The organism is Roseateles rivi (assembly GCF_043555845.1).
In the GTDB taxonomy this organism is placed as follows: Bacteria; Pseudomonadota; Gammaproteobacteria; order Burkholderiales; family Burkholderiaceae_C; genus Roseateles; species Roseateles rivi.
On the sequence record NZ_JBIGHZ010000004.1, the window covers coordinates 52,554 to 75,478 of the forward strand.

Sequence of the window (22,925 nt, forward strand, 5' to 3'; positions counted from 1 at the left end):
TCACTGCCATCTGGAGTGACACCATGTCCCGCAAGACCCCCATCGAGCGTTACCGCAATATCGGTATCTCGGCGCACATCGACGCTGGTAAGACCACCACGACCGAGCGCATCCTGTTCTACACCGGCGTGAACCACAAAATCGGCGAAGTGCACGATGGCGCGGCCACCATGGACTGGATGGAGCAAGAGCAAGAGCGTGGTATCACCATCACCTCCGCTGCGACCACCTGCTTCTGGAAGGGCATGGACCTGTCCTACCCTGAGCACCGCTTCAACATCATCGACACCCCGGGCCACGTGGACTTCACCATCGAGGTGGAGCGTTCCATGCGCGTGCTCGACGGCGCTTGTATGGTGTACTGCGCTGTGGGTGGCGTGCAGCCCCAGTCTGAAACTGTGTGGCGTCAGGCCACCAAGTACAAAGTGCCCCGTCTGGCCTTTGTGAACAAGATGGACCGCACCGGTGCCAACTTCTTCAAGGTCGTCGACCAGATGAAGACGCGCCTGAAGGCCAACCCCGTGCCCATCGTGATCCCCATCGGCGCTGAAGAAAACTTCAAGGGCGTGGTGGACCTGCTCAAGATGAAGGCCATCATTTGGGACGAGGCTTCTCAGGGCATGAAGTTCGAGTACCACGACATCCCCGCTGAGTTGGTCGACACGGCCAACGAATGGCGCGAGAAGATGATCGAGGCGGCGGCCGAGGCCAGCGAAGAGCTGATGAACAAGTACCTCGAAACCGGCGAGCTGACCGAGGAAGAGATCAAGGGCGCCATCCGCACCCGCACGATCGCGACCGAAATCCAGCCCATGCTGTGCGGTACCGCGTTCAAGAACAAGGGCGTGCAGCGCATGCTCGACGCCGTGATCGACTTCCTGCCCAGCCCGGTGGACATTCCGCCTGTGTCTGGCACTGACGAAGACGACAAGGAAGTCACCCGCAAGGCCGACGACAACGAGAAGTTCGCTGCGCTGGCATTCAAGCTGATGACCGACCCCTTCGTCGGCCAGCTGACCTTCGTGCGTGTGTATTCGGGCGTGCTGAACTCCGGCTCCACCGTCTACAACCCCATCAAGGGCAAGAAAGAGCGTATCGGCCGTATCCTGCAGATGCACGCCAACCAGCGTGAAGAAATCAAGGAAATTCTGGCGGGCGACATCGCTGCTTGCGTGGGCTTGAAGGAAGTGACCACGGGCGAAACCCTGTGCGATCCGGACGCCGTGATCACCCTGGAAAAGATGGTCTTCCCTGAGCCCGTGATCTCGCAGGCCGTGGAACCCAAGACCAAGGCTGACCAGGAAAAGATGGGCGTGGCGCTGGGCCGTCTGGCTGCAGAAGATCCGTCCTTCCGCGTGCGCACCGACGAAGAGTCTGGTCAGACCATCATCTCCGGCATGGGCGAGTTGCACCTGGAGATCATCGTCGACCGCATGAAGCGCGAATTCAGCGTGGAAGCCAACGTTGGCAAGCCGCAAGTGGCCTACCGCGAAACCATCCGCAAGACCGCTACCGACGTCGAAGGCAAGTTCGTTCGCCAGTCCGGTGGTAAGGGCCAATACGGCCACGTCGTGCTGACGGTCGAGCCGCAAGAGCCTGGCAAGGGCTTCGAATTCGTCGACGCCATCAAGGGCGGTGTGGTGCCTCGCGAGTACATCCCTGCGGTGGAAAAGGGCGTCATCGACACCCTGCCGAACGGCGTGCTGGCGGGCTACCCCGTGGTGGACGTGAAGGTCACGCTGACCTTCGGTTCCTACCACGATGTGGACTCGAACGAAAACGCCTTCAAGATGGCTGCTTCGATGGGTTTCAAGGAAGCTTGCCGTCGCGCCAGCCCCGTGATCCTCGAGCCGATGATGGCTGTGGAAGTCGAAACGCCGGAAGACTATGCTGGTACGGTGATGGGCGATCTGTCCAGCCGCCGCGGCATGGTGCAGGGCATGGACGACATGGTCGGTGGTGGCAAGGTCATCAAGGCCGAAGTGCCGCTGTCTGAAATGTTCGGCTACTCGACCTCGCTGCGCTCTGCAACGCAAGGTCGTGCGACGTACACGATGGAGTTCAAGCACTACAGCGAAGCTCCCAAGAACGTGGCTGACGCCATCATCACTGCTCGCGCCAAGTGAGTTTGTTAGCGCTGCCCGGCGTGTCCGGGTGGCGCTGACTTCAGATCGTCTTCGCAGCAGGCCGCCCATTTGCCAGTCGATGGGAATCACGGACGCTGCGGAAACGCTAAACCAACAGACTGGGTAAATGCTCTTTTTGGAGAATTGAAATGGCAAAGGGTAAGTTTGAACGTACCAAGCCGCACGTGAACGTGGGCACCATTGGCCACGTGGACCACGGCAAGACCACGCTGACCGCTGCGATCGCAACGGTGCTGGCAGCCAAGTTCGGCGGCGAAGCCAAGGCCTACGACCAGATCGATGCGGCGCCTGAAGAGAAGGCTCGTGGCATCACGATCAACACTGCGCACGTTGAGTACGAGACGGCCAATCGCCACTACGCACACGTGGACTGCCCTGGTCACGCTGACTATGTGAAGAACATGATCACCGGCGCGGCTCAGATGGACGGCGCGATTCTGGTGTGCTCGGCCGCTGACGGCCCGATGCCCCAGACCCGTGAGCACATCCTGCTGGCTCGCCAAGTGGGCGTGAAGTACATCATCGTGTTCCTGAACAAGTGCGACATGGTGGATGACGCCGAGCTGCTGGAACTGGTCGAAATGGAAGTGCGCGAGCTGCTGTCCAAGTACGACTTCCCCGGCGACGACACCCCCATCATCAAGGGTTCGGCCAAGCTGGCGCTGGAAGGCGACAAGGGCGATCTGGGCGAAGCCGCGATCATGCGTCTGGCCGATGCGCTGGACAGCTACATCCCCACGCCTGAGCGCGCCATCGACGGCGCCTTCCTGCTGCCGGTGGAAGACGTGTTCTCGATCTCTGGCCGTGGCACCGTGGTGACTGGTCGCGTTGAGCGCGGCATCATCAAGGTCGGCGAGGAAATCGAAATCGTCGGTATCCGTGATCTGCAAAAGACCACCGTGACTGGCGTGGAAATGTTCCGCAAGCTGCTGGACCAAGGCCAGGCTGGCGACAACGTCGGTATCCTGCTGCGCGGCACCAAGCGTGAAGACGTCGAGCGCGGCCAAGTGCTGGCCAAGCCCGGCTCGATCAAGCCGCACACGCACTTCACCGCTGAGGTGTACGTGCTGTCCAAGGAAGAGGGTGGCCGTCACACGCCGTTCTTCAACAACTACCGTCCCCAGTTCTACTTCCGTACCACGGACGTGACGGGTGCTGTTGAGTTGCCCAAGGACAAGGAAATGGTCATGCCTGGCGACAACGTGGGCATCACCGTGAAGCTGATCGCTCCGATCGCTATGGAAACCGGTCTGCGCTTCGCGATCCGCGAAGGTGGCCGTACCGTGGGTTCGGGCGTGGTTGCCACCATCCTCGAGTAAATCTTTTGCGTGACGCGCCAGGCCGCTTTGTCGACCTGGCGTCAGTCGAATGCGGCTTCACCGCCGCTCGCTCTTTGAAGGAATAGTCATGCAAAAGCAAAAAATCCGCATCCGCCTGAAGGCGTTTGATTACAAGCTGATCGACCAATCGGCTCTGGAAATCGTTGACACCGCCAAGCGTACCGGCGCCATCGTCAAGGGCCCCGTGCCCCTGCCGACGCGCATGGAGCGTTTTGACATCCTGCGCTCGCCGCACGTCAACAAGACCAGCCGCGACCAGTTTGAAATCCGCACTCACCAGCGCCTGATGGACATCGTCGACCCGACCGACAAGACGGTTGACGCCCTGATGAAGCTGGACCTGCCCGCAGGCGTGGACGTCGAGATCAAACTGCAGTGATGACTGCTCGCCGAGCCGGTGCTGCGACTGATAGTCAAGGTGCCGAACCCGGCGAAACAGCGTACTGAGCAAAAGCAGCCTTCGGGCTGCTTTTGTGCTTTTGGGGTGCAGGTGATCGTGGGCCTTGCGTCCACCCCATACATGGCGCTACACTCCAAGGCTTTTCCGCGTCCAGCGAGGTTTGGGCGTGGGTTCGTCGCACCGGTGCAAGGTCGTGTGTTCCAGGTGAATTTGCCTGAGGCGCATTGCTTTTGAGAGGTCCTTTACGCCTCTTTTGCTGGTGCATGTTGGTCAGCCCGGCCAATCGATGTCGGGTATGCAATGACTTTTGGGTTGATTCGGTGGTGTCTCCATCGGTTGGCTTGAGGGTCTGGAGAAAAACCATGAGTCTTAGCAATCGTCTCGGATTGCTGGGCCGCAAGGTGGGCATGATGCGCATCTTCACGGACGACGGCGACGCCGTTCCTGTGACGGTGTTGGATGTGTCCAATAACCGCGTGACCCAGATTAAAACCGAAGCCAACGACGGCTACAGCGCCATTCAAGTGGCGTTCGGTGCGCGCAAAGCTTCGCGCGTGACCAAGCCCGAAGCTGGGCACCTGGCCAAGGCCGGTGTCGAAGCTGGTGAGGTTCTCAAAGAATTCCGCGTGACTGCCGAAGTCGCCGCTGAGTACCAAGCAGGCGGCCAAGTGCCGGTGACCCTGTTTGCCGTTGGCCAAAAGGTCGACGTGCAAGGTACTTCCATCGGTAAGGGCTTTGCAGGCACGATCAAGCGCCACAACTTCGGTTCGCAGCGCGCCTCCCACGGTAACAGCCGCTCGCACAACGTTCCGGGCTCCATCTCGATGGCGCAAGATCCGGGTCGCGTGTTCCCCGGCAAGAAGATGTCCGGCCACCTGGGTGATGTCACTGTGACCACGCAGAACCTCGACATCGTGCGCGTCGACGAAGCACGCCAGCTGCTGCTGGTGCGCGGCGCGGTGCCTGGTGCCAAGAACGGCCACGTGGTCGTGCGCCCGGCAGTCAAGGCGAAAGGAGCCATCTGATGCAACTCGAGCTCCTGAATGAGCAAGGCCAGGCGACCGCCAAGGTCGATGCGCCTGACGCCCTCTTTGCTCGCGACTACAACGAAGCGCTGGTTCACCAGGTCGTCGTGGCCTACCAGGCCAACGCCCGCCAAGGCACTCGTGCCCAGCTGACCCGCGCGGAAGTTCGTCACTCGACGAAGAAGCCTTTCCGTCAAAAGGGTACGGGTAACGCACGTGCTGGTATGACTTCCTCCCCGCTGTGGCGTGGGGGTGGTCGCATCTTCCCGAACAAGCCTGACGAGAACTTCTCGCACAAGCTGAACAAGAAGATGTACCGCGCAGGCATGACTGCCATCCTGTCGCAACTGGCTCGCGAAGGCCGCCTGGCTGTGGTGGATTCGATCTCGGTCGAAGCCCCCAAGACCAAGCTGCTGGCTGCCAAGCTCAAGGCCATGGGCCTGGAGCACGTGCTGGTCATCTCCGACCAGGTTGATGACAACCTGCTGTTGGCCTCTCGCAATCTGGTCAACGTGCTGGTCGTCGAGCCGCGCTACGTCGATCCCCTGTCCCTGGTCTTCTACAAGAAGGTGCTGGTGACCAAGGCTGCGATCGAGCAACTCAAGGAGATGCTGGCATGACCGCTCCCAAGTTTGCCGAAGGCCGTCTGGCCAAGGTGCTGCTGGCGCCCATCGTGTCCGAAAAGGCCACGCTGGTTGCCGAAAAGCACAACCAAGTGTTGTTCAAAGTCCTGCGTGACGCCACCAAGCCCGAAATCAAGGCCGCCGTTGAACTGATGTTCAAGGTCGAGGTTGAATCGGTGAGCGTGGTGAACACCAAGGGCAAGGTCAAGCGCTTTGGCGGCCGTCTGGGTCGTCGCGACCACGTCAAGAAGGCGTATGTGTCCCTGAAGGCTGGCCAAGAGCTCAACTTCTCCGGGGAGGCTGCGTAATGGCCGTCGTCAAAGTCAAACCTACCTCGCCCGGTCGCCGTGGCGTTGTGAAGGTGGTGCACAAGCACCTGCACAAGGGCGCTCCTGAGGCTTCGCTGCTGGAGCCCCAGAAGCAGAACGCTGGCCGTAACAACAACGGTCACATCACGATGCGCCACAAGGGCGGTGGTCACAAGCACCACTACCGCGTGGTCGATTTCCGTCGCAACAAAGACGGCATCCCGGCCAAGGTCGAGCGCATCGAGTACGACCCCAACCGTACGGCTCACATCGCTTTGGTGTGCTATGCCGACGGCGAGCGTCGCTACATCATCGCCCCGCGCAACCTGGAAGTGGGTTCCACCATCCTGAGCGGCGCTGAAGCCCCGATCAAGGTTGGCAACACACTGCCTATCCGCAACATTCCCGTGGGCTCGACCATTCACTGCGTCGAAATGCTGCCGGGCAAGGGTGCTCAGATCGCGCGCTCCGCTGGCACCTCCGTGGTGCTGATGGCTCGCGACGGCGTCTACGCTCAGCTGCGCCTGCGTTCGGGTGAGGTTCGCAAGATCCACATCGATTGCCGCGCCACCATTGGCGAAGTGTCCAACGAAGAACACAGCCTGCGCCAGTACGGCAAGGCCGGTGCTATCCGCTGGAAGGGCATTCGTCCGACGGTTCGTGGTACTGCCATGAACCCGGTGGATCACCCGCACGGTGGTGGTGAAGGTCGTACCGGTGAGGGCCAGGCGCCTGTGTCGCCATGGAACACCCTGACTAAGGGCTACCGTACTCGTAACAACAAGCGCACGCAGACGTTCATCGTGTCGCGTCGCAAGAAGTAAGGGGTAGACCAACATGGCTCGTTCCCTCAAAAAGGGTCCTTTCGTGGATCACCACCTGCTGGCAAAGGTCGATAAGGCCGTTGCCAACAAGGACAAGAAACCAATCAAGACCTGGTCGCGTCGTTCGACGATCCTGCCGGACTTCATCGGTCTGACGATCGCGGTGCACAACGGCAAGCAGCACGTGCCGGTGTTCGTGTCGGATCAAATGGTCGGTCACAAGCTGGGTGAGTTCGCACTGACCCGCACCTTCAAGGGTCACCCCGGTGACAAGAAGGCCAAGAAATAAGGACTGAGACGATGGAAACCCGTGCAATCGTTCGCGGTGTCCGCCTGTCGGCTGACAAAGGTCGCCTGGTGGCTGACCTGATCCGTGGCAAGAAGGTGGACCAGGCGCTCAACATCCTGGAATTCACGCAGAAGAAGGCAGCCCTCATCATCAAGAAGGCGCTCGAGTCGGCAATCGCTAATGCGGAGCACAACGACGGCGCAGACATTGACGAACTGAAGGTCACCTCGATCTATGTGGAGCAGGGCACCACGCTGAAGCGTTTCTCGGCCCGCGCAAAGGGCCGTGGCAACCGCATCAGCAAGCCCACCTGCCACATTTTCGTGACCGTCGGCAACTGAGGCTGAAGGAAGACTATGGGACAGAAAATTCATCCAACTGGCTTCCGCCTTCCCGTCACCCGTAACTGGGCGTCGCGTTGGTATGCGAACAACCAGAACTTCGCCACCATGCTGGCCGAGGATCTGCGAGTCCGCGAATACCTGAAGGCCAAGCTGAAGAATGCCGCGGTATCGCGCATCCTGATCGAGCGTCCCGCCAAGAACGCCCGCATCACCATCTTCTCGGCACGTCCGGGTGTGGTGATCGGCAAGAAGGGCGAAGACATCGAAAACCTGAAGGCCGAGCTGACCAAGCGTCTGGGCGTGCCAGTGGCAGTGAACATCGAGGAAGTGCGCAAGCCCGAACTCGACGCTCAACTGATCGCTGACTCCATCACCCAGCAGCTGGAAAAGCGCATCATGTTCCGTCGTGCCATGAAGCGTGCGATGCAGAACGCTATGCGTTTGGGCGCTCAAGGCATCAAGATCATGTCGGCTGGCCGTCTCAACGGCATCGAAATCGCTCGTACCGAGTGGTATCGCGAAGGTCGTGTGCCTCTGCACACCCTCAAGGCAGACATCGATTACGGTACCTCCGAAGCCAAGACCACCTACGGCATCATCGGCGTGAAGGTGTGGGTGTATCGCGGTGACCGCTTGGCCAATGGCGAAGCCCCCGTGATCAACACCCCTGCTGGTGCTGAAGACGATCGCCGTCCTCGCCGCAACGCCCGTCCGGGCGCTCCGGGTGGACGTGGTCGCGGTGACAAGCCAGCCGAAGGCGGCGACAAAGCCGGTGCCAAGCGTGTGGTGCGTAAGCCCGCCGCTGCTGGCGAGGCCAAAGGAGAATAAACATGCTGCAACCTGCTCGTCGCAAATATCGCAAGGAGCAAAAGGGCCGTAACACCGGTGTTGCGACCCGCGGCGCTACCGTGGCCTTCGGCGAATACGGCCTGAAGGCAACCGAGCGTGGCCGTATCACGGCTCGCCAGATCGAAGCGGCCCGTCGTGCGATTTCGCGCCATATCAAGCGCGGTGGTCGCATCTTCATCCGCATCTTCCCGGACAAGCCGATCTCTCAAAAGCCTGCCGAAGTCCGTATGGGTAACGGTAAGGGCAACCCTGAGTACTACGTGGCTGAAATTCAGCCCGGCAAGGTGCTCTATGAGATCAACGGTGTGCCCGAAGCTCTGGCTCGTGAGGCGTTCACGCTGGCTGCTGCCAAGCTGCCTCTGCGTTGCACCTTCGTGACCCGCCAGCTCGGCGCCTGATTGGAGAAACACCCATGAAAGCATCTGAACTGCGTGGCAAAGACGTGGCAGCCTTGGAAAAGGAAGTCACCGATCTGCTGAAGGCCCATTTTGGTCTGCGCATGCAAAAGGCCACTCAACAGCTGTCGGACACGACTCAGCTGGGCAAGGTCCGCCGCGACATCGCTCGAGCCAAGACCATCCTGGCTCAGAAGAAGAAGGGAGCCGTGTGATGACACAAGCTCAAGAGAAGAACACCCGCACGCTGGTTGGCCGTGTCGTTAGCGACAAGCGCGCTAAGACCGTCACCGTGCTGGTGGAGCGTCGTGCCAAGCATGAGCTGTACGGCAAGATCGTTGCCCGCTCGCGCAAGTACCACGCTCATGACGAGAATGGTGAGTACAAGCTGGGTGATGTGGTCGAGATCGCTGAAACGCGCCCTCTGTCCAAGACCAAGAGCTGGGTGGTGACCCGCTTGGTGGAGAAGGCTCAGCTGGTCTGAGTCTGACAAGCCCTTCGTGGTGGCGGGGTTAAATCCCGCTGTCACCAAGCACGGCTGGAACGCTGGAATACTGGCGTCCAGCCGTTTTTCATTTCTGGGGCCGCCCATTGCAATGCAGCGGGCGGCCTTGTTTCTTAACCAGGGAGTTCCTATGTTGAAGCAAGGTGATCAGTTGCCCGGTGGCGTGCTCGTTGAATATGTCGAGCAGGCCACGGAGGGTTGCAGCATTGGTCCGCAGCCTGTCGATGTCCATGCTGCGCTCGCAGGCAAGACTGTCGCAATTCTGGCTCTGCCTGGCGCATTCACACCGACATGCTCGGCCCAACACCTGCCGGCATACATCGAGCAGCAAGCTGCATTCAAGGCAGCTGGTGTTGATGAGATCTGGTGCATTTCTGTAAACGACCCCTTTGTCATGGCAGCTTGGGGGCGCGAGCAGGGGGCGGCCGGGAAGGTGCGCATGCTGGCTGACGGCAGTGCTGCCTACACGCAGGCACTGGGCATGGTCTTTGATTTGACGGCCAAGGGCTTTGGTGTGCGCTCCCAGCGCTACTCCATGCTTGTCGTCAATGGCGTGGTGCAGGCCTTGAATTTGGATGCGCCAGGCAAATTCGAGGTGAGTGACGCAGCGACGCTGCTCAAACAAGCTCAAGGCTTGACGCACTGATGCGTTGAGTTGCCGCCACAGTGCTGCTCATGTAGCGTCAGTTCATAATGATGCTTGACTCGCTGTGGCGCATGGGTGCATAATCCAATGCTTCGCCGCACGGTCTCCCTCAGTTCTGGGGTGCAGGTGTGCGGTTCTCGGTTTCTTGCCCAAAAAGGCCAAGCGCAAGTCGCTGCGGTAGTAGTCGATGCGGCTGTGTGAGGTTTTACGGGCCCAAGACTGACCGCGAGGATGAATGCGATGGTCGCATGCGCCTTTGCGGGACAAGTTGGGGACAGACATGATCCAAATGCAATCGCGACTGGATGTCGCGGACAACACTGGCGCCAAGTCCGTCATGTGCATCAAGGTGCTGGGTGGTTCCAAGCGCCGTTATGCCCATATTGGCGACATTATCAAGGTCAGCATCAAAGAAGCTGCGCCGCGTGGCCGCGTCAAAAAGGGCGAGGTTTACAACGCAGTCGTGGTGCGCACTGCCAAGGGCGTGCGTCGTCAAGACGGTTCTTTGGTGAAGTTCGACGGCAATGCCGCCGTGCTGCTGAATGCCAAGCTGGAGCCTATTGGCACCCGCATCTTCGGCCCTGTGACGCGTGAACTGCGTTCTGAGCGCTTCATGAAGATTGTGTCGCTGGCGCCCGAGGTTCTGTAAGCCTCGCACACACACAAAGGTATTGTCATGAACAAGATCCGCAAAGGCGACGAAGTCATCGTCCTGACCGGCCGGGATAAGGGCAAGCGCGGCACCGTGTCGCTGCGAGTCGACGCCGATCACTTGGTTATCGAGGGTATCAACCTCGTCAAGAAGCACGTCAAGCCGAACCCCCTGAAGGGTACGACTGGTGGCATCGTCGACAAAGCCATGCCCATCCATCAATCCAACGTGGCGATTTTCAACGCCGCAACCGGCAAAGCCGATCGCGTGGGTGTGAAGGCCCTTGCTGATGGCAAGCGGGTGCGCGTGTTCAAGTCGACCGGCGAAGAGATCAAGGCTTAAGAGGTTAGACATGGCTCGTTTGCAAGCGTTTTATCGCGAGAAGGTCGTGCCCGGCCTGACCGAAAAGTTCGGCTACAAGTCCGTGATGGAGGTGCCACGCATCACCAAGATCACCCTGAATATGGGTGTGAGCGAGGCAGTGGCTGACAAGAAGGTCATGGAGCATGCTGTGGGTGATCTGACGAAGATCGCCGGCCAGAAGCCTGTGGTGACCAAGTCGAAGAAGGCTATCGCCGGCTTCAAGATCCGCGACGGTGTGCCAATCGGTTGCATGGTCACCCTGCGTGGTGCTCGCATGTATGAATTCCTGGACCGTTTTGTGACGGTTGCGCTGCCGCGCGTTCGGGATTTCCGTGGTATCTCCGGCCGTTCGTTCGATGGTCGTGGCAACTACAACATCGGCGTCAAAGAGCAAATCATCTTCCCCGAAATCGAATACGACAAGGTGGATGCTCTGCGTGGTCTGAACATCAGCATCACGACGACGGCCAAGACGGACGACGAAGCTAAAGCTCTGCTGGCTGCGTTCAAGTTCCCGTTCAAGAACTGAGGTGACCTGTGGCAAAACTCTCGATCAAGCAACGTGAGCTGAAGCGCGCCCAACTGGTCGCCAAATATGCCGGCAAGTACGCCGAACTGAAGGCCATCATCAATGATGGCAAAAAGTCCGAGGAAGAGCGCTACGCCGCTCGCCTGGAGCTGCAAAAGCTGCCGCGCAACGCCAACCCGACCCGCCAGCGCAACCGTTGTGAGCTGACCGGTCGCCCCCGTGGCACGTTCCGCAAGTTCGGTCTGGCCCGTAACAAGATTCGTGAGCTGGCCTTCAAAGGCGACATCCCAGGTGTCGTCAAGGCCAGCTGGTAATCGGCAGATTTAGGAGATTTCCTATGAGCATGAGTGATCCTATCGCCGATATGCTGACTCGCATTCGCAACGCCCAAAGCGTTGAGAAGGCCAGCGTCGTGATGCCTTCCTCTAAGTTGAAGGTCGCGATCGCCAAGGTCTTGAAAGATGAAGGCTATATCGACGGTTTCGTGGTGCGCGGCGATGCCGCACGTCCGGAGCTGGAAATCGCGCTGAAGTATTACGCCGGTCGCCCGGTGATCGAGCGCATTGAGCGCGTGAGCCGTCCTGGCCTGCGCATCTACAAGGGCCGCCACGATATCCCTCAGGTCATGAATGGCCTGGGTGTGGCGATCGTCACCACCCCCAAGGGTGTGATGACCGACCGTAAAGCACGTCAAGCCGGTGTCGGCGGCGAAGTGCTTTGCTACGTCGCCTAAGCGCAAGGAGAGACAGACATGTCCCGCGTTGGAAAAATGCCGGTCGTCGTCCCGCAAGGCGTGGATGTGACCATTTCTGCTGAGCAGATCAGCATCAAAGGTGCGCAAGGCACGCTCGTTCGTGGCGTTCACCCCTTGGTCACCATCAAGAGCGAAGGCGGCAAGCTGAGCTTCTCGCCCGTCAACGACTCGGCTGACGCCGATGCGCTGACTGGTACCTTCCGCGCTCTGGTGGCCAATATGGTCAACGGCGTGAGCAAGGGCTTCGAGAAGAAGCTGACGCTTGTTGGCGTGGGTTTCCGCGCCCAGGCTCAGGGCCAGAAGCTGAACCTGCAAGTGGGTTTCTCTCACCCCGTGGTGAAGGACATGCCCGCCGGCATCAAGGTGGAATGCCCGACCCAAACCGAAATCCTCATCAAGGGTGCCGACCGTCAAGTGGTGGGTCAGCTGGCCGCAGAAGTGCGCGCCATCCGTCCTCCTGAGCCTTACAAGGGCAAGGGCATCCGCTACGCCGATGAGAAGGTCTCCCTCAAAGAGACCAAGAAGAAGTAAGGAGTCGCGTCATGCTGAACAAGAAGGAACAACGTATCCGCCGTTCGCGTCAAACGCGTGCTCGTATCGCTTTGCAGCGTGTGGCTCGCTTGACGGTCTTCCGTTCGAACCTGCACATCTACGCACACGTCATCTCCGAGTGCGGCACACGAGTGCTGGCTTCGGCGTCGACTGTCGAAAAAGACGTTCGTTCGCAAATCGGTGGCAAGGGTGGCAACGTGGCTGCGGCTTCGCTGGTTGGCAAGCGTATCGCCGAGAAGGCCAAGGCTGCCGGCGTGGAAAAAGTAGCGTTTGATCGCGCTGGTTTCGCCTATCACGGTCGAGTCAAGGCGCTGGCCGAGGCTGCTCGTGAAGCGGGCCTGCAGTTCTGACGCTGAAAGGATTTCGAAATGGCAAAGTTTCAAGCCCGCGCTCAGTCCGAAGGTAACGACGACGGCCTGAAGGAAAAGATGATCGCGGTCAACCGCGTCACCAAGGTGGTCAAGGGTGGTCGCACCCTGAGCTTCGCTGCGTTGACGGTGGTTGGTGATGGCGATGGCCGCATTGGCATGGGCAAGGGCAAGGCTAAGGAAGTGCCCGTGGCTGTGCAAAAGGCCATGGAATCTGCGCGCCGCAACATGGTGAAGGTGTCCCTGAAGAACGGCACCATCCACCACAACGTGGTGGGTGAGCACGGTGCTTCCCGCGTCATGATGGCTCCGGCTCCTGCTGGTACCGGCGTGATTGCTGGCGGCCCGATGCGTGCTGTGTTTGAAGTGATGGGCATCACCGACGTCGTGGCCAAGAGCCACGGCTCGACCAATCCTTACAACATGGTTCGTGCCACGCTGGATGCGCTCAAGCATTGCGCCACTCCCGCTGAAGTTGCGGCCAAGCGCGGCAAGTCGGTTGAAGAACTGTTCAACTGATCGTCGCCTGGAGAAGACAGATGTCTGACAAGAAAACTCTGACGGTCAAGCTGGTCCGCAGCCCTATCGGTTGCCGGGCTTCGCATCGTGCCACCGTGGTGGGTCTGGGTCTGCGTAAGCTCAACAGCCAGCGCACCCTTGAAGACACGCCCGCTGTGCGCGGCATGATCAACAAGGTCGCCTACCTCGTGCAAGTGCTGTAAAGCAGCGCACGAACTAAGGAATACAAGATGCAACTCAATTCCATCAAGCCCGCGACCGGCGCCAAGCACGCCAAGCGCCGTGTTGGTCGTGGTATTGGTTCGGGCCTGGGCAAGACCTGCGGCCGCGGCCACAAGGGTCAGAAGTCGCGTGCTGGCGGCTTCCATAAGGTGGGCTTCGAAGGCGGTCAAATGCCTCTGCAGCGCCGTCTGCCTAAGCGTGGTTTCAAGTCTTTGGCTCGTCCCTTCGTGGCTGAGCTGACGCTGGCTGACCTGCAAAAGCTGGGCACCGACGAAGTCGACCTGCTCACGCTGAAGGCTGTGGGCCTGGTGTCTGAGCTCGTGCGCACCGTCAAGGTCGTCAAGTCCGGCGAAATCACCCGCAAGGTGGTTGTCAAAGGACTGGGCGTGACTGCTGGCGCTAAAGCTGCTATCGAAGCCGCTGGCGGCTCCGTGGCCGCCTGAGAGCAAAAACAGGACTAGGCAACAGTGGCAAACAACACAGCCCAGTTGGCCAAGAGCGGGAAGTTTGGCGATTTGCGTCGCCGCCTTGTATTCCTGCTGCTAGCGCTGGTGGTCTACCGGATCGGGGCTCATATCCCCGTCCCTGGTATCGATCCGGCGCAGTTGCAGCAGTTGTTCAAGGGCCAGCAAGGCGGCATCCTGAGCTTGTTCAATATGTTCTCCGGCGGGGCCATGTCTCGCTTTACCGTCTTTGCGTTGGGCATCATGCCCTACATCTCCGCATCCATCGTGATGCAGCTGCTCACCTATGTGGTGCCCAGCTTGGAGGCGCTGAAGAAGGAAGGTGAGGCGGGTCGACGCAAGATCACTCAGTACACGCGTTACGGGACTCTGGGTTTGGCCCTGTTCCAGTCGTTGAGCATTGCGTTTGCGTTGGAAAGCTCGCCTGGGTTGGTGTTGGCGCCAGGATTTGGTTTCCGTGTCACGGCTGTCACCAGCTTGGTCGCGGGCACCATGTTCTTGATGTGGCTGGGTGAGCAGATCACTGAGCGCGGTTTGGGTAACGGCATCTCCATCTTGATCTTTGCAGGTATCGCGGCAGGCTTGCCTGGCGCTATCGGCGGGTTGCTGGAGCTGGTCAACACTGGGGCGATGGCGATTCCGATTGCCTTGCTGATTGTTGTTGTTGTTATCGGCGTTACCTACTTGGTGGTGTTTGTTGAGCGCGGCCAGCGCAAGATTTTGGTGAATTACGCCAAGCGGCAAGTCGGCAACAAGGTTTACGGTGGGCAATCCTCCCATCTACCCCTGAAGCTGAACATGGCTGGTGTGATCCCACCGATCTTCGCGTCGTCGATCATCCTGTTGCCGACCACCTTGGTGACTTGGTTTGCGTCTAGCGAATCTTGGTTGGGTCGAGTGCTCAAAGATGCCGCAAGCGTCTTGAGCCCTGGTCAGCCGGTTTACGTGATGCTCTATGCCACGGCGATTGTGTTCTTCTGCTTCTTCTACACGGCCATGGTGTTTAACAGCCGTGAGACAGCAGATAACCTGAAGAAAAGCGGCGCGTTTATTCCCGGGATTCGTCCTGGCGAGCAAACTGCCAAGCACATTGACAAAATTCTGTCTCGCTTGACCTTGGTTGGCGCGGTGTATATCACTGGTGTGTGCTTGTTGCCAGAGTTTTTGACGCTGAAGTACAGTGTGCCGTTCTATTTTGGTGGTACATCGTTGCTGATCATTGTTGTCGTTACGATGGATTTCTGGGCGCAAGTTCAGTCCTACGTGATGAGTCAGCAGTATGAATCACTGTTAAAGAAGGCAAATTTCAAGGCTGGTTAGACCAGTTCCAGTGTTTAACAAACCCAATCCGACTAGACACGAAATCGCATGGCGAAAGATGACGTCATTCAAATGCAAGGGGAAATCGTGGAAAACCTCCCCAATGCAACCTTTCGCGTGAAGTTGGAGAACGGTCACGTCGTTCTTGGTCACATCTCCGGCAAGATGCGCATGCACTACATCCGCATCCTTCCGGGGGACAAAGTGACCGTAGAACTGACGCCGTACGATTTGAGTCGTGCTCGCATCGTGTTCCGGGCGAAGTGAGCGGCAGCGTAATCCCCGGAACCGCTGATTGAGCGAATTAGGTAGGTCAAGGAGCAGACCATGAAAGTTTCGGCATCTGTCAAAAAGATGTGCCGCAATTGCAAGATCATCCGTCGCAATGGCGTGGTGCGTGTGATCTGTACCGATCCGCGCCACAAGCAGCGTCAAGGCTGATTGGCGACACGACTGCAAGCGAATTAGAGGACGCACATGGCACGTATTGCTGGTATCAACATTCCGCCGCACAAGCACACCGAGATCGGTTTGACTGCGATTTATGGCATTGGTCGTACGACCGCGCAAAAAATCTGCAGCAGCTGCGGCATTCCTTTCGACAAGAAGGTCAAGGACCTGACTGACGGTGATCTCGAAAAGATCCGTGAGGAAGTCAACAAGCTGACCATCGAGGGCGATCTGCGCCGCGAGATGTCCATCAACATCAAGCGCTTGATGGACCTGGGTTGCTACCGTGGTTTCCGTCATCGTCGGGGTCTGCCGCTTCGCGGCCAGCGCACTCGCACGAATGCCCGTACCCGCAAGGGGCCGAAAAAGTCGGCGGCAACCGGTAAGAAGTGACCCGGCGGACATCCTGAAGAAAGTTCACCATGGCAAAAGCACCCAATAATTCGGCCGCCCAGCGCGTTCGTAAGAAGGTTCGTAAGAACGTTGCCGACGGCATTGCGCACGTTCACGCGTCCTTCAACAACACCATCATCACCATCACCGACCGTCAAGGCGGTGCTCTGTCTTGGGCGTCTTCCGGCGGCCAAGGCTTCAAGGGCTCGCGCAAGTCCACGCCTTTTGCTGCTCAGGTCGCAGCGGAAGTCGCTGGCCGTGCCGCTCAAGAGCAGGGCATCAAGAACCTGGACGTCAAGATCAAGGGCCCTGGCCCTGGTCGTGAGTCTTCGGTGCGCGCGCTGGCGGCTTTGGGCATCCGCATCACGTCGATCTCTGACGTGACACCGGTCCCGCACAACGGATGCCGTCCGCAAAAGCGCCGTCGCATCTGATACGGCTGTCTCGCGCATGTGGGGCTTGATGCCTCACAAGATCTCGTGAGACAATCGCCGTTTGAGTTCGCGTGCTGGCGGGTGCCTGGGTGCCCGCCAGCCGTTTTTCTGAGGGGTATTGCGCGGTCAAATGCCGCGAGTACTGCCTGCTAAGCCCACCGTTCGGCGCTAGATCACAGCATCGGCCGAACTCGCGCGAGCTGCGCCAGCTCGCGTTAGATTGACGAAGGAAACGCAAGTGGCACGTTATCTCGGCCCTAAGGCCAAACTGTCTCGCCGTGAAGGCACTGACCTGTTCCTGAAGAGCGCTCGCCGCGCCATCAGTGACAAGGCCAAGTTCGACTCCAAGCCTGGCCAACATGGCCGTACTTCTGGCTCCCGCACGTCCGACTTCGGTCTGCAGCTGCGCGAAAAGCAGAAGGTCAAGCGCATGTACGGCGTGCTGGAGCGTCAGTTCCGCCGCTATTTCGCTGAGGCTGAGCGCCGCAAGGGCTCCACTGGTGTGAACCTGCTGCAATTGCTCGAATCGCGCCTGGACAACGTGGTGTACCGCATGGGCTTTGGCTCCACGCGCGCTGAAGCACGTCAGCTGGTCTCGCACAAGAGCATCACCGTGAACGGCCAAGTGGTGAACATCGCTTCCTACATGGTCAAGTCGGGTGACGTGGTTGCTGTGCGCGAAAAGTGCAAGAAGCAGCTGCGCATTCAAGACGCACTGAAGCTGGCTGAGTCGATCGGTCTGCCCGCTTGGGTTCAAGTCGACGCTGGCAAGATGGAAGGCGTGTTCAAAAAGTCGCCGGACCGCGACGAATTTGGCGCCGAAATCAACGAGTCGCTGATCGTTGAACTGTATTCGCGCTGATCTCCAAGTTTGAGCCGGGTGCCTCGTCAGAGGCTGCCCGGCTTTTCCACGTCCGGGTTCAAATATCATTGGGCCCGGTTGGTCCATCAGCCTTATCGGTGTAACGAACCGAGGGTATTGAAAGAAAGACCTCATGCAAACCAATCTGCTCAAACCCAAGTCCATCAATGTGGAGCCCCTGGGCGGTCACCGCGCCAAGGTGATTCTGGAGCCTTTCGAGCGTGGTTATGGTCACACGCTGGGCAATGCCCTGCGCCGTGTATTGCTGTCTTCCATGGTTGGCTATGCGCCGACCGAGGTGACGATCGCTGGCGTGCTGCACGAGTATTCGGCCATCGATGGCGTGCAAGAAGACGTGGTTCACATCATGCTGAACCTCAAGGGCGTGGTGTTCCGTCTGCACAACCGTGAAGAAGTCACTCTGGTTTTGCGCAAGGAAGGCGAAGGCCCGGTCACCGCGGCTGATATCCAGACGCCCCACGACGTCGAGATCATCAACCCCGGCCATGTCATTGCGCACCTGTCGCAAGGTGGCAAGCTGGACATGCAGATCAAGGTCGAGAAGGGTCGCGGTTACGTGCCTGGCAATATGCGCCGCTACGGCGACGAGCCGACCAAGACCATTGGCCGCATCGTGCTGGACGCTTCGTTCTCTCCGGTCAAGCGCGTGAGCTATGCCGTTGAAAACGCTCGCGTTGAGCAGCGTACCGATCTGGACAAGCTGGTCATGGAGATCGAGACCAACGGCGCGATCTCTCCTGAGGAAGCCATCCGTGCTTCGGCCAAGATCTTGGTTGAACAGCTGGCGGTCTTCGCTCAGCTGCAGGGTACTGAGTTGGTCGATGCCTTCAGCGCCGCTGGCGATGTGGCGCCGGCTCGTTCCAGCACCTTCGATCCGATCTTGTTGCGCCCGGTCGATGAGCTCGAACTCACTGTGCGTTCGGCCAACTGCCTCAAGGCTGAGAACATTTACTACATCGGCGATTTGATCCAGCGCACTGAAACTGAGCTGCTCAAGACGCCGAACCTGGGTCGCAAGTCGCTCAACGAGATCAAGGAAGTGCTCGCTTCTCGCGGCCTGACCTTGGGCTCGCGTCTGGAAAACTGGCCTCCCCAGGGCTTGGACAAGCGTTGATTTTTAGGTGGGTTGGTGCTTCGGCGCCAACCCGGTGCACCCGGCAGTACCTGATACGGCTGCTGGCGATTATTCAAGGAAAGGAAATAGCACCATGCGTCACCGTAACGGTTTGCGGAAACTCAACCGCACGAGCGAACACCGCGCCGCCATGTTCCGCAACATGGCTGTGTCGTTGCTGCAGCACGAAGCCATCAAGACCACGGTCCCCAAGGCCAAGGAACTGCGTCGCATCGTTGAGCCTCTGATCACTTTGGCGAAAGAGCCCACGCTGGCCAACCGCCGTCTGGCGTTTGACCGCCTGCGCGATCGTGCCATCGTCAGCAAGCTGTTCAACGAACTGGGCCCACGTTTCCAGACTCGTCCTGGCGGCTACACCCGCATTCTGAAAATGGGTTTCCGCGTTGGCGACAATGCACCGATGGCCTATGTCGAGTTGGTTGACCGTGCAGACAGCACGGCTACCGCCGAAGGCGCCGCTGCAGCTGAATAAGCTTCAGTCCCCAAAAGGCCAGCATATCGCTGGCCTTTTTTTTTGCCCCGGCATCGGGCAACAATTGGGGCTGTGCCTGTAAGTCGGGGATGTATTTGTCGCGAAACCCTTGTCATAGTTGGGGTTTGGTTTGAATGGGCTGTGTCATGAATAGCGTTCGACAATATTGGGTTGCCCTGCTGGTTCGCCTATTTGGGTTGCTGTTTTGTCTATTCTGCGTTGGCGGGCAAGTACAGGCTGCTGAGCCAATGAACCCGGAAGATGCATTTAAGTTGGGTGTGCAGGTGCTCGACACCGAGCGGGTTCGCCTGACATTTGAAATTGCTCCTGGCTATTACATGTACAAGGAGCAGTTCAAGTTTTCAGCCCAGGGGCAAGATTTGGTGGTGGCGCAATGGCCCGAAGCTAAGCGTAAATTTGACGAAACCTACCAAAAGGAAGTCGAAACTTACCGCGGCAGGCTGAGTCTTGAAGTGAAGCTGGCCCAGGCGGCGTCTGGGGCCGCCGTTCAAATGGCAGTCACAGGTCAGGGTTGTGCAGACTTGGGGCTTTGTTATCCCCCTATTACCAGCAATGTGGTGTTGCCAGGCAAGGGTGCCGATGGCGCTGCTCAGCCGCTGAGCATCACGGCATCGCCAGAAGCCATGGGGGGGTTTGGCGTGCTGGCGGCGGTGGCTGCGGACAAGACCGTCAATGAAAGTGGGGCCGTCTCGCCTCAGGTCGCTGATGGGCGGGAGTCGGGCGGGTTGGGGTCGATCCTGCAATCTGGACACTGGGCTGCGGTGGTTGGCGGCTTTTTTGTGGCCGGGCTCTTGCTCTCGTTCACGCCCTGCGTGCTGCCCATGTTGCCCATTCTGTCGTCCATTATCGTGGGGCAGGGGACGTCGGTGTCTCGCCTTAGAGGTGGCGCCTTGGCGGCGTCTTACTCCTTGGGCATGGCGCTGGTGTATACCGCCTTGGGTGTGGCAGCTGGTCTGGCGGGAGAGGGCCTGGCGGCGCATTTGCAAAAGCCATGGGTGTTGGTGTTGTTCGCGCTGATGCTGGTCGGTGCCTCGCTGTCGATGTTTGGCGTGTATGAAATCCAGCTGCCAGCGCGCTTCACTGGGGGCGTGAACGATGCCACGCAGAAGCTGCCGCCTGGCCGCGTGCTCAGCGTGTTGGGCATGGGGGGGCTGTCGGCATTGATTGTTAGTCCCTGTGTGGCTGCACCCTTGGCGGGCGCCTTGCTCTATATCAGCCAGACCCGTGATGTCTGGCTGGGCGGGATGGCGCTGTTCTCCTTGGCAGCAGGCATGAGCGTCCCGCTGCTGTTGTTGGGGGTGTCAGCAGGCACCTTGTTGCCCCGCGCGGGTCCGTGGATGGAAGGGGTCAAATACTTCTTCGGCATCGTGCTTTTGGCGGTGGCGCTGTGGACTGTGCAGCCAGTGCTCGCGCCCGAGGTGGCTCAGCTGTTGTGGGGCGTGCTGCTTGTGATTTGGGCGGCGTCTTTGGGCCTGTTCCACAGCAACGAGCCCCACGCGCCCAAGACTTGGGTGCGAAAGACTGTGGCCTTGCTGGCCGCAGTGGTGGGTGTGGCGCAGTTCATTGGCGCAGCCACGGGCGGCACGGATCCCCTGCGGCCTCTGGCGCCGTTCAAGGGTGTGGCCAGCGCCACGCCTTCCGCTGCTGTTGCGGCCAAGCTGAACTTTCGCCTGGTCAAGACGGAGCAGGAGCTGGACGAGATTTTGCGTACGGCCGGGCAGCCTGTGATGCTGGACTTCTACGCCGACTGGTGCGTGTCTTGCAAGGAGATGGAGCGCTTCACCTTCAGTGACGCCCGCGTGCAGGCCACGCTCTCTAAAGCATTGCTGCTGAAGGCGGACGTGACGGCGAACAATGCCGACGATCGTGCGTTGCTGCGCCGCTTCAAGCTGTTTGGCCCGCCGGGCATCTTGTTCTTTGATGCCAAGGGCCAGGAGCTTGCGGGCAGCCGGGTGATCGGCTTCCAAGACGCTGAGCGTTTTTTGCAGTCATTGGGCCAAGCAGGGCTATAGTTTGCTGAGGATGGTAAATCCGTGCTACACTGCTAGCTTCAGTCGCGGGGTGGAGCAGCTCGGTAGCTCGTTGGGCTCATAACCCAAAGGTCGTAGGTTCAAATCCTGCCCCCGCAACCAAAATATACCGAAGCCGCAAAGTGATTTTTGCGGCTGGCGACAAGAATCAGTCGCGGGGTGGAGCAGCTCGGTAGCTCGTTGGGCTCATAACCCAAAGGTCGTAGGTTCAAATCCTGCCCCCGCAACCAAAAAAGATAACCCCGCTTGCCTCTGGCTTGCGGGGTTTTTTCTTGGCTGTTCGAATTGTCATGTGAACAGTGCTTGGCCGCTAGACTTCAGGAAACTGAAATCCAGCAACCATGCCAAGCGACGCTCCATTGCAAAATCCTCGGGCATTTTTGACCACCTTGTTCGAGGCTGCGGTTGCTGAGGCCCAGCCTGGTTTGCGGATCCCTTCATGCTTGCCGCAACCGCCACGCGGACGTGTGCTGGTCGTGGGTGCAGGCAAAGCCGCGGCGCAGATGGCGCGCGCACTTGAGGCCTGTTGGACTGGGCCTTCGTTGAGGGGTTTGGTGGTGGTGCCTCATGGGCACGAGGTGGCGGCGGGCGCCATTGAGGTGCTGCATGCATCGCACCCTGTCCCTGATGACAGCAGCGTGAAGGCCGCCTTACGGATGAAGGCGCTTGTCAGCGGGCTGACGGCGGATGATCTGGTCATCGCCTTGTTTTCAGGGGGCGGATCTGCGCTCTCGGTGGAGCCAGCGTCGGGTATTTCTTTGCGCGACAAGCAGTTGCTCAATCAAGCGCTGCTCAACAGTGGCGCGAGCATCAGCGAGATGAACTGTGTGCGTCGCCAAGTGTCAGCCATCAAGGGTGGGCAGTTAGCCGCCGCATGTCACCCGGCGCGGGTGTGTACCTTGCTGATTTCCGATGTGCCGGGAGACCATCCCGAGGACATCGCATCCGGCCCCACGGTGGCCGACCCCTCGGATGCGGCCATGGCGCTGGACATCGTGCGGCGCTATCGGCTGCAGCTGCCTGAGCCTGTGTTGGCTCACTTACAAAGCGGCGTGGCAACGACGATCAAGGCTGACGATCCTCGCCTCGAAGGCCATGAAGTTCACATGATCGCCACCCCGCAGCAGTCGCTGCAGGCGGCGGCTGAGGTGGCGCGGCGCCATGGCATACCGGCGCATGTGCTGAGTGATCGCTTTGAAGGCGAGGCGCGCGACATGGGCGGCATGCTGGCTGCTCTGGCCTCGCAAATTGCCCAGCGGGGTGAACCCTTTGCGCGGCCCTGTGTGCTGCTCAGTGGTGGTGAGTCGACCGTCACGCTGAGCGGCTCCCGACCCTATGAAGGGCGAGGGGGGCGAAATGTGGAATGCGCGCTGGCACTGGCGCTGGCTTTGCGCGGCCAGCCCGGCGTGTATGCCCTGATGGCGGACACAGACGGTGTTGATGGGCAGGAACCGGTGGCTGGTGCATTTGTGGCGCCGGATACATTGCGGCGCGCGCACGCCCTGGGGGTGTTGCCACAGCGCAGCCTTGATGCTCATGACGGGCATGGCTTTTTCGGCGCGCTGGGCGATGCCTTTGTGACGGGCCCCACCCATACCAATGTGAACGACTTCAGGGCCGTGTTGGTCTTGTAAGCCGAGGAGGGTCAGGAGGGGCGCTCTGTGCGCTT

The 22,925-nt window shown here is 59.5% G+C and carries 34 protein-coding genes and 2 tRNA genes; all 36 read left to right on the forward strand.

Annotation, left to right across the window (positions count from 1 at the left end; genetic code table 11):
- Window positions 1–23: 23 nt before the first annotated feature.
- The 36 genes from fusA (at window position 24) to ACG0Z6_RS10600 (ending at window position 22,890) form a co-directional block, all read left to right on the forward strand.
- Window positions 24–2,126, forward strand: coding sequence for an elongation factor G (gene fusA / locus ACG0Z6_RS10425; protein WP_394461106.1), 2,103 nt, complete (start codon window positions 24–26; stop codon window positions 2,124–2,126).
- 149 nt (window positions 2,127–2,275) lie between these two features.
- Window positions 2,276–3,466, forward strand: a complete 1,191-nt coding sequence (tuf, locus tag ACG0Z6_RS10430; protein WP_394461049.1) for an elongation factor Tu — start codon at window positions 2,276–2,278, stop codon at window positions 3,464–3,466.
- An 88-nt stretch (window positions 3,467–3,554) separates the two neighbouring features.
- Window positions 3,555–3,866, forward strand: a complete 312-nt coding sequence (gene rpsJ, locus ACG0Z6_RS10435) for a 30S ribosomal protein S10 (RefSeq protein ID WP_127682645.1) — start codon at window positions 3,555–3,557, stop codon at window positions 3,864–3,866.
- A 383-nt stretch (window positions 3,867–4,249) separates the two neighbouring features.
- Window positions 4,250–4,912 carry a 50S ribosomal protein L3 gene (gene rplC / locus ACG0Z6_RS10440; protein WP_394461108.1) on the forward strand — a complete coding sequence of 221 codons (663 nt, stop codon included), beginning with the start codon at window positions 4,250–4,252 and terminating at the stop codon, window positions 4,910–4,912.
- A complete protein-coding gene (gene rplD / locus ACG0Z6_RS10445; RefSeq protein ID WP_394461109.1) occupies window positions 4,912–5,532 on the forward strand; it encodes a 50S ribosomal protein L4 in 621 nt (206 codons plus the stop codon). Before rplC ends, rplD begins: the two co-directional genes overlap by 1 nt.
- Window positions 5,529–5,843 (forward strand): 50S ribosomal protein L23, encoded by a 315-nt coding sequence (rplW, locus tag ACG0Z6_RS10450; protein ID WP_394461111.1) that lies wholly within the window; start codon window positions 5,529–5,531, stop codon window positions 5,841–5,843. The genes rplD and rplW overlap by 4 nt, the downstream gene beginning before the upstream one ends.
- On the forward strand, window positions 5,843–6,667 hold the full coding sequence (gene rplB / locus ACG0Z6_RS10455) for a 50S ribosomal protein L2 (protein ID WP_394461113.1): 825 nt from the start codon (window positions 5,843–5,845) through the stop codon (window positions 6,665–6,667). The genes rplW and rplB overlap by 1 nt, the downstream gene beginning before the upstream one ends.
- A 13-nt stretch (window positions 6,668–6,680) precedes the next feature.
- A complete protein-coding gene (gene rpsS / locus ACG0Z6_RS10460; protein ID WP_394461115.1) occupies window positions 6,681–6,956 on the forward strand; it encodes a 30S ribosomal protein S19 in 276 nt (91 codons plus the stop codon).
- Between the two features lie 11 nt (window positions 6,957–6,967).
- Window positions 6,968–7,297 carry a 50S ribosomal protein L22 gene (rplV, locus tag ACG0Z6_RS10465; protein WP_394461116.1) on the forward strand — a complete coding sequence of 110 codons (330 nt, stop codon included), beginning with the start codon at window positions 6,968–6,970 and terminating at the stop codon, window positions 7,295–7,297.
- A 15-nt stretch (window positions 7,298–7,312) separates the two neighbouring features.
- A complete protein-coding gene (rpsC, locus tag ACG0Z6_RS10470; protein WP_394461118.1) occupies window positions 7,313–8,128 on the forward strand; it encodes a 30S ribosomal protein S3 in 816 nt (271 codons plus the stop codon).
- A gap of 2 nt (window positions 8,129–8,130) precedes the next feature.
- Window positions 8,131–8,547: a 50S ribosomal protein L16 gene (gene rplP / locus ACG0Z6_RS10475; protein WP_394461120.1), complete on the forward strand. Its 417-nt coding sequence runs from the start codon at window positions 8,131–8,133 to the stop codon at window positions 8,545–8,547.
- Window positions 8,548–8,561: 14 nt separating this feature from the next.
- The gene (gene rpmC, locus ACG0Z6_RS10480) at window positions 8,562–8,759 is read left to right on the forward strand and encodes a 50S ribosomal protein L29 (RefSeq protein ID WP_394461122.1); all 198 of its coding nucleotides are present in this window, start codon (window positions 8,562–8,564) and stop codon (window positions 8,757–8,759) included.
- Window positions 8,759–9,028: a 30S ribosomal protein S17 gene (gene rpsQ / locus ACG0Z6_RS10485; protein WP_394461124.1), complete on the forward strand. Its 270-nt coding sequence runs from the start codon at window positions 8,759–8,761 to the stop codon at window positions 9,026–9,028. The genes rpmC and rpsQ overlap by 1 nt, the downstream gene beginning before the upstream one ends.
- Before the next feature lie 151 nt (window positions 9,029–9,179).
- Entirely contained in the window at window positions 9,180–9,695 is a 516-nt protein-coding gene (locus tag ACG0Z6_RS10490; protein ID WP_394461939.1) for a peroxiredoxin, read from the forward strand.
- A gap of 280 nt (window positions 9,696–9,975) precedes the next feature.
- Window positions 9,976–10,344, forward strand: coding sequence for a 50S ribosomal protein L14 (gene rplN / locus ACG0Z6_RS10495; RefSeq protein WP_394461125.1), 369 nt, complete (start codon window positions 9,976–9,978; stop codon window positions 10,342–10,344).
- A 27-nt stretch (window positions 10,345–10,371) separates the two neighbouring features.
- The gene (gene rplX / locus ACG0Z6_RS10500) at window positions 10,372–10,689 is read left to right on the forward strand and encodes a 50S ribosomal protein L24 (RefSeq protein WP_394461126.1); all 318 of its coding nucleotides are present in this window, start codon (window positions 10,372–10,374) and stop codon (window positions 10,687–10,689) included.
- 10 nt (window positions 10,690–10,699) lie between these two features.
- Entirely contained in the window at window positions 10,700–11,239 is a 540-nt protein-coding gene (rplE, locus tag ACG0Z6_RS10505) for a 50S ribosomal protein L5 (protein WP_394461127.1), read from the forward strand.
- A gap of 8 nt (window positions 11,240–11,247) precedes the next feature.
- Entirely contained in the window at window positions 11,248–11,553 is a 306-nt protein-coding gene (rpsN, locus tag ACG0Z6_RS10510; RefSeq protein ID WP_394461129.1) for a 30S ribosomal protein S14, read from the forward strand.
- Window positions 11,554–11,576: 23 nt separating this feature from the next.
- Window positions 11,577–11,972, forward strand: a complete 396-nt coding sequence (gene rpsH / locus ACG0Z6_RS10515; RefSeq protein WP_241299486.1) for a 30S ribosomal protein S8 — start codon at window positions 11,577–11,579, stop codon at window positions 11,970–11,972.
- A gap of 18 nt (window positions 11,973–11,990) precedes the next feature.
- A complete protein-coding gene (gene rplF, locus ACG0Z6_RS10520) occupies window positions 11,991–12,524 on the forward strand; it encodes a 50S ribosomal protein L6 (protein ID WP_394461130.1) in 534 nt (177 codons plus the stop codon).
- An 11-nt stretch (window positions 12,525–12,535) separates the two neighbouring features.
- The gene (gene rplR / locus ACG0Z6_RS10525; RefSeq protein ID WP_394461131.1) at window positions 12,536–12,895 is read left to right on the forward strand and encodes a 50S ribosomal protein L18; all 360 of its coding nucleotides are present in this window, start codon (window positions 12,536–12,538) and stop codon (window positions 12,893–12,895) included.
- A gap of 18 nt (window positions 12,896–12,913) precedes the next feature.
- Window positions 12,914–13,432: a 30S ribosomal protein S5 gene (gene rpsE / locus ACG0Z6_RS10530; protein ID WP_394461133.1), complete on the forward strand. Its 519-nt coding sequence runs from the start codon at window positions 12,914–12,916 to the stop codon at window positions 13,430–13,432.
- 20 nt (window positions 13,433–13,452) lie between these two features.
- Window positions 13,453–13,635, forward strand: coding sequence for a 50S ribosomal protein L30 (rpmD, locus tag ACG0Z6_RS10535; protein WP_394461135.1), 183 nt, complete (start codon window positions 13,453–13,455; stop codon window positions 13,633–13,635).
- Between the two features lie 27 nt (window positions 13,636–13,662).
- Window positions 13,663–14,097 carry a 50S ribosomal protein L15 gene (gene rplO, locus ACG0Z6_RS10540; protein ID WP_394461137.1) on the forward strand — a complete coding sequence of 145 codons (435 nt, stop codon included), beginning with the start codon at window positions 13,663–13,665 and terminating at the stop codon, window positions 14,095–14,097.
- A gap of 24 nt (window positions 14,098–14,121) precedes the next feature.
- Window positions 14,122–15,438 carry a preprotein translocase subunit SecY gene (gene secY / locus ACG0Z6_RS10545; RefSeq protein ID WP_394461139.1) on the forward strand — a complete coding sequence of 439 codons (1,317 nt, stop codon included), beginning with the start codon at window positions 14,122–14,124 and terminating at the stop codon, window positions 15,436–15,438.
- Window positions 15,439–15,486: 48 nt separating this feature from the next.
- A complete protein-coding gene (infA, locus tag ACG0Z6_RS10550; protein ID WP_114403589.1) occupies window positions 15,487–15,705 on the forward strand; it encodes a translation initiation factor IF-1 in 219 nt (72 codons plus the stop codon).
- A 60-nt stretch (window positions 15,706–15,765) separates the two neighbouring features.
- A complete protein-coding gene (gene rpmJ / locus ACG0Z6_RS10555) occupies window positions 15,766–15,879 on the forward strand; it encodes a 50S ribosomal protein L36 (RefSeq protein ID WP_058933616.1) in 114 nt (37 codons plus the stop codon).
- Between the two features lie 36 nt (window positions 15,880–15,915).
- On the forward strand, window positions 15,916–16,281 hold the full coding sequence (gene rpsM / locus ACG0Z6_RS10560; protein WP_394461142.1) for a 30S ribosomal protein S13: 366 nt from the start codon (window positions 15,916–15,918) through the stop codon (window positions 16,279–16,281).
- 29 nt (window positions 16,282–16,310) lie between these two features.
- Window positions 16,311–16,715 carry a 30S ribosomal protein S11 gene (gene rpsK / locus ACG0Z6_RS10565; protein WP_241299504.1) on the forward strand — a complete coding sequence of 135 codons (405 nt, stop codon included), beginning with the start codon at window positions 16,311–16,313 and terminating at the stop codon, window positions 16,713–16,715.
- Window positions 16,716–16,953: 238 nt separating this feature from the next.
- Entirely contained in the window at window positions 16,954–17,577 is a 624-nt protein-coding gene (rpsD, locus tag ACG0Z6_RS10570) for a 30S ribosomal protein S4 (protein ID WP_394461144.1), read from the forward strand.
- Between the two features lie 133 nt (window positions 17,578–17,710).
- A complete protein-coding gene (locus tag ACG0Z6_RS10575) occupies window positions 17,711–18,712 on the forward strand; it encodes a DNA-directed RNA polymerase subunit alpha (RefSeq protein ID WP_394461146.1) in 1,002 nt (333 codons plus the stop codon).
- 94 nt (window positions 18,713–18,806) lie between these two features.
- Window positions 18,807–19,205: a 50S ribosomal protein L17 gene (rplQ, locus tag ACG0Z6_RS10580; RefSeq protein WP_394461148.1), complete on the forward strand. Its 399-nt coding sequence runs from the start codon at window positions 18,807–18,809 to the stop codon at window positions 19,203–19,205.
- A 248-nt stretch (window positions 19,206–19,453) separates the two neighbouring features.
- Window positions 19,454–21,238 (forward strand): protein-disulfide reductase DsbD, encoded by a 1,785-nt coding sequence (gene dsbD / locus ACG0Z6_RS10585; protein WP_474104013.1) that lies wholly within the window; start codon window positions 19,454–19,456, stop codon window positions 21,236–21,238.
- Between the two features lie 43 nt (window positions 21,239–21,281).
- Window positions 21,282–21,358, forward strand: a tRNA-Met gene (locus ACG0Z6_RS10590).
- A gap of 51 nt (window positions 21,359–21,409) precedes the next feature.
- Window positions 21,410–21,486 (forward strand) — tRNA-Met (locus ACG0Z6_RS10595).
- Window positions 21,487–21,597: 111 nt separating this feature from the next.
- Window positions 21,598–22,890, forward strand: coding sequence for a glycerate kinase type-2 family protein (locus ACG0Z6_RS10600; RefSeq protein ID WP_394461152.1), 1,293 nt, complete (start codon window positions 21,598–21,600; stop codon window positions 22,888–22,890).
- The last annotated feature ends 35 nt before the right edge of the window (window positions 22,891–22,925 follow it).